Source organism: Streptomyces sp. NPDC001549 (assembly GCF_042894025.1).
Taxonomy (GTDB): domain Bacteria; phylum Actinomycetota; class Actinomycetes; order Streptomycetales; family Streptomycetaceae; genus Streptomyces; species Streptomyces kutzneri.
In genome coordinates this window covers 1-3,529 of the sequence record NZ_JBIAVJ010000076.1, presented here as the reverse complement: position 1 = coordinate 3,529, position 3,529 = coordinate 1, and the positions used below count along the sequence as shown (strand labels likewise).

General features: G+C 68.5%; 4 protein-coding genes and 1 pseudogene. 1 reads left to right on the top strand and 4 read right to left on the bottom strand.

Going from position 1 to position 3,529, the window contains the following annotated elements; genetic code table 11:
* Window positions 1–86: 86 nt before the first annotated feature.
* The 4 genes and pseudogenes from ACFY04_RS43625 to ACFY04_RS43610 all read right to left on the bottom strand — a co-directional run bounded on the left by ACFY04_RS43625 (window position 87) and on the right by ACFY04_RS43610 (window position 2,350).
* Entirely contained in the window at window positions 87–452 is a 366-nt protein-coding gene (locus tag ACFY04_RS43625) for a hypothetical protein (protein ID WP_389126629.1), read from the bottom strand.
* 205 nt (window positions 453–657) lie between these two features.
* Window positions 658–798, bottom strand: a pseudogene (locus tag ACFY04_RS43620) (transposase family protein); the annotation flags it as partial.
* 290 nt (window positions 799–1,088) lie between these two features.
* On the bottom strand, window positions 1,089–1,223 hold the full coding sequence (locus tag ACFY04_RS43615) for a hypothetical protein (protein WP_389126627.1): 135 nt from the start codon (window positions 1,221–1,223) through the stop codon (window positions 1,089–1,091).
* The gene (locus tag ACFY04_RS43610) at window positions 1,220–2,350 is read right to left on the bottom strand and encodes an FAD-dependent oxidoreductase (protein ID WP_389126625.1); all 1,131 of its coding nucleotides are present in this window, start codon (window positions 2,348–2,350) and stop codon (window positions 1,220–1,222) included. Before ACFY04_RS43610 ends, ACFY04_RS43615 begins: the two co-directional genes overlap by 4 nt.
* Window positions 2,351–3,048: 698 nt before the next feature.
* Here ACFY04_RS43610 and ACFY04_RS43605 point away from each other — a divergent pair.
* A complete protein-coding gene (locus ACFY04_RS43605; RefSeq protein ID WP_389126623.1) occupies window positions 3,049–3,414 on the top strand; it encodes a transposase in 366 nt (121 codons plus the stop codon).
* Window positions 3,415–3,529 lie beyond the last annotated feature (115 nt).

Sequence of the window (3,529 nt, the reverse complement as noted above, 5' to 3'; positions counted from 1 at the left end):
TCGGCTGGGTAGTGCTTCATCCCCACGGGGACTCCGTTCTCCTGGACCATCAAGATCCAAGTCTCTCCGGTGTCCAAAATCCGGGGTCAAGGCCCACATGCTGCTGGGCGAAGGGTCGCGCAGGCAGTCGCGGTGGGCGGCAACGCAGGTTTCCACGGCTCGGCCGAGGCCCTGCCACAGGTGCAACCGGTCGGCGACCCGCAGAGCGTCTGGGGAACCACGTCGTGCTCCCTCGGCGTAGGCGCCGGCCCGGTCCGGCAGATGATCTCCACGTCGGGGTGGCGAATCAGCCAGGCGGCCAGCGGCCCGGCCTCGCGGGTCGGGAGCACCTCGACCACGCGATGGTCTTCGACACTGGTCAAGACGGTGGAGTAGGTCTGGCCGCGGCGGATCGCGAAGTCGTCCACGCCCAGCACGCGCGGAGTACCGAACTGCGGATCGGGCAATGCCATGATCCTCCGTAACAAGGTTTTCCGGCCGGCTCCGAAGCCCAGCCGGCCCGACGGCCGGGCGCCGCCCCGCCCGGCCGGCGCGAGCCCCACTCGCTCCAGGGCGTGGTTGAGCCGCGTGGTGAACCGTGCGCGCGGGGCAGCCAGCTGCGAGAAGGGCTCGGCGAACGTCCGGCTCGGGCAGTCCCGCCGACCCGCAGATGAAGCGCCGGACCGTCAGCAAGATCACAAAGCCCTGCTCAGCGAGCGGAAGGTCCTTCAGCCTGCGCTGGTAGCGGTCGTGTACTCGGTCCGAGAAACGGCCGCAGTCCGGACATGCAGAGCCGGCCGAGCGGCCTCTCGCCGCCACCTCGACCGTGCTGAACGCGGCTGTGACCGCCTCGACATCCACATCGTCGATTCCGTCGAACACCAGCGAGTCCCAGAACGGTGCATCGGTCTGGATGACCGGCACCGTCACCGGCCACGACCGGCTGCAGCAGCGGGCGGCAGGGACCTGAGGGAGCGTCCATTCTGATCGCTGGACGACAAGGCGTACGCGGTCTCACGCGAACCCGTCTCCTCGCGATCGAACCACGGGGTAACGCTCCGCGACGACTCCCCAAGATCTGTGCCAGAACCGAGAACGGGAGTCGTTTGTCAACGGGTTCGGGAGTCGCTCCACCGCTCGCGCCCGTGATCGATGTCGACGGGTTCGGGAGTCACCACGGACTGGGAGGTGGGCTTGAGCGAGGGCGGGACGGAGAGCATCAGATCGGGGCCTGAGCGACTCATTGGCCCTTCTCGCTGATCATGTTGATCAGGCCCTGGGCCGTGTTGTTCTCGGAGTCGATCCCGGGAACCTCTCCACCTTCAAAAGTGGCGACCTCGGCGCTGCGGGGGAACATGGCCTGCTCGTACTCGGTGAGCGCGGCCTCGGCATCGTCGGGGTGGGCGGCGAGGGCCTGGCCGAGTTCGGCGCCGTCGAGCATGGCGAGGTTGGCGCCTTCGCCGTTCGGGGGCGCGAGGTGGGCGGCGTCGCCGAGCAGGGTGACCCCCGGCACCCGGTCCCACCGGTGCCCGGTCGGCAGGGCGTACTGGGGGCGCAGGACCGGCGCTGTGTCGCCGTCGGTGATGAGCGCGGTGAGTTCCGGTGCCCAGCCGTCGAACTCCCGCGCGATCCGGGCGGTGGCAGCGGCGGCATCGGTGAAGTCGATGGCGGCGAACCAGTCCTGCGGCCTGGTCAGCGCCACGTAGGTGTGCAGGGTGTCGCCGCTTTCCCGGTGGGCGAAGATCTCCCTGCCCGGCGAGGGCGCGATCAGCATCCCGCCGCCGACCGCCTTTGCAGCGGCGGGGTGGCGGGTGTCGGCGTCGAACAGGTACGTCTCGACGAACGAGGTACCGGCGTACTCGGGTGTGGCGGTCGAGAGCAGTGGCCGTACCCGTGACCAGGCGCCGTCCGCGCCGACCAGCAGGCCGGCGACGACGGTGCCGCCGTCGGCGAACGTCACCTCGTGGCGGCCCTCGCCGACGGCGCGGGTGCTGCTGACCTTGTGCCCCCACCGGACGGTGCCGGCCGGGAGCGAGTCGAGCAGGATCTGTCGTAACTCGCCGCGCTGTACCTCGGGGCGTCCGCCCGTGCCGTCGTCGGCCTTGTCGAGCAGTACGGTCCCGTCCGGGTCGAGGACCCGCATCGCCTGGCGGCCCTCCAGGACGATGGCCTGGAACTCGTCCATCAGGCCGGCCGCCTTGAGGGCGAGCTGTCCGTTGTAGTCGTGGATGTCGAGCATCCCGCCCTGTGTGCGCGCCGACGGGGAGGGTTCGGCTTCGTAGACCGCGGCCGGGATTCCATGGACGTGCAGGACGCGGGCCAGCGTGAGTCCGCCGAGACCGGCGCCGATGATCGTGACGGGCATGTGCATGGTGACTCCTCGGGATCGGGGCCGCCCGGTGAGCTCCGGCCGGCCGTCTCTGGAACGTTGTCGGACCTCGCCGACAAGCCACCGACAACGAACCGGCAGCCGCCGACAGATGACCGACATCGCACAACAGCCCCGGCACCTACCCGCAATGGGTTCTGTTCGGCGTCCGGGTCGATCGTGCTCATGCTCGCCTTCTCGCACCGCTCCCCGGGCGGCGAAGCCCGGCCTGCACGGGGTGCAACGAACGGCCGGACGGGTGTTGTGCGCCAGCCGTCATGATCAGGGATGCGTGAAGGAGGGGTGCCTCCCGTTCTCGCGTACATCGACTGTTCACACGAGCGGGCGACTATCAATCCCGCGTCGAAACGACGTCGCAACTCGGTTCTGGCACAGATCTTGGGGAGTCGTCGCGGAGTGTTACCTCGTTGTTCGATTGCGAGGAGACGGGTTCGCGTGCGACCGCGTACGCCTTGTCCTCCGACGATGAGAGATGATGCTCCATCAGGTGTCTGCCTGCCGCTGCTGCGGTCGGTTGTGGACGGTGATGGTGCTGGTCATGCTGACCGATGCACCGTTCTGGGACTCGCTGGTGTTCGAGGGGATCGGCGAAGTGGATGTCGAGGCGGTTATGGCCGCGTTCGGCACGGTCGAGGTGGTGGCGAGAGGCCGCACCGCCGCGGCCGCCGACTGTGCGACAGGTGACCGGCTGGCTCACCCGGCACCCCGCGACCCTGGCCGACGAAGACCGGGCTGGCCTGAAGGAGGTCCTGGCCCGCTGCCCGGAACTGGACACTGCCGCCGGACACGTTCGCGAGATACTCACCGATCGCCTCGGCTCCACACTCCCCACCTGGATCGACGCAGTCGACGCCAGCCGACTACCCGGCCTTACCGGCTTCGCACTCCACCTGCCCCGAGACCTCGACGCCGTGACAGCCGGGCTCACTCTCGACTGGAGCTCCGGCAGCATCGAGGGCGCCGTCAACCGCATCAAGAAGATCAAGCGGCAGCTCTACGGGCGAGCCGGATTCGAACTACTCCGCAAGATGATCCTGCTCCAGTGACACCCCGCAACGACTCCCTAAGAGCTCGTAACAGGATCTTGGTGAGATGTCCTGGTCAGCCGTGACCGGTGTGACGATTCGGCCGTTCGTGATGGTGTGAGTACTCGGCCGTGGA

Excerpts from the sequence above, each read along its gene's own strand:
- ACFY04_RS43625 (WP_389126629.1), bottom strand. The coding sequence starts at position 452 with ATGGCATTGCCCGATCCGCAGTTCGGTACTCCGCGCGTGCTGGGCGTG.
- ACFY04_RS43615 (WP_389126627.1), bottom strand. The coding sequence starts at position 1,223 with ATGAGTCGCTCAGGCCCCGATCTGATGCTCTCCGTCCCGCCCTCGCTC.
- ACFY04_RS43610 (WP_389126625.1), bottom strand. The coding sequence starts at position 2,350 with ATGCACATGCCCGTCACGATCATCGGCGCCGGTCTCGGCGGACTCACG.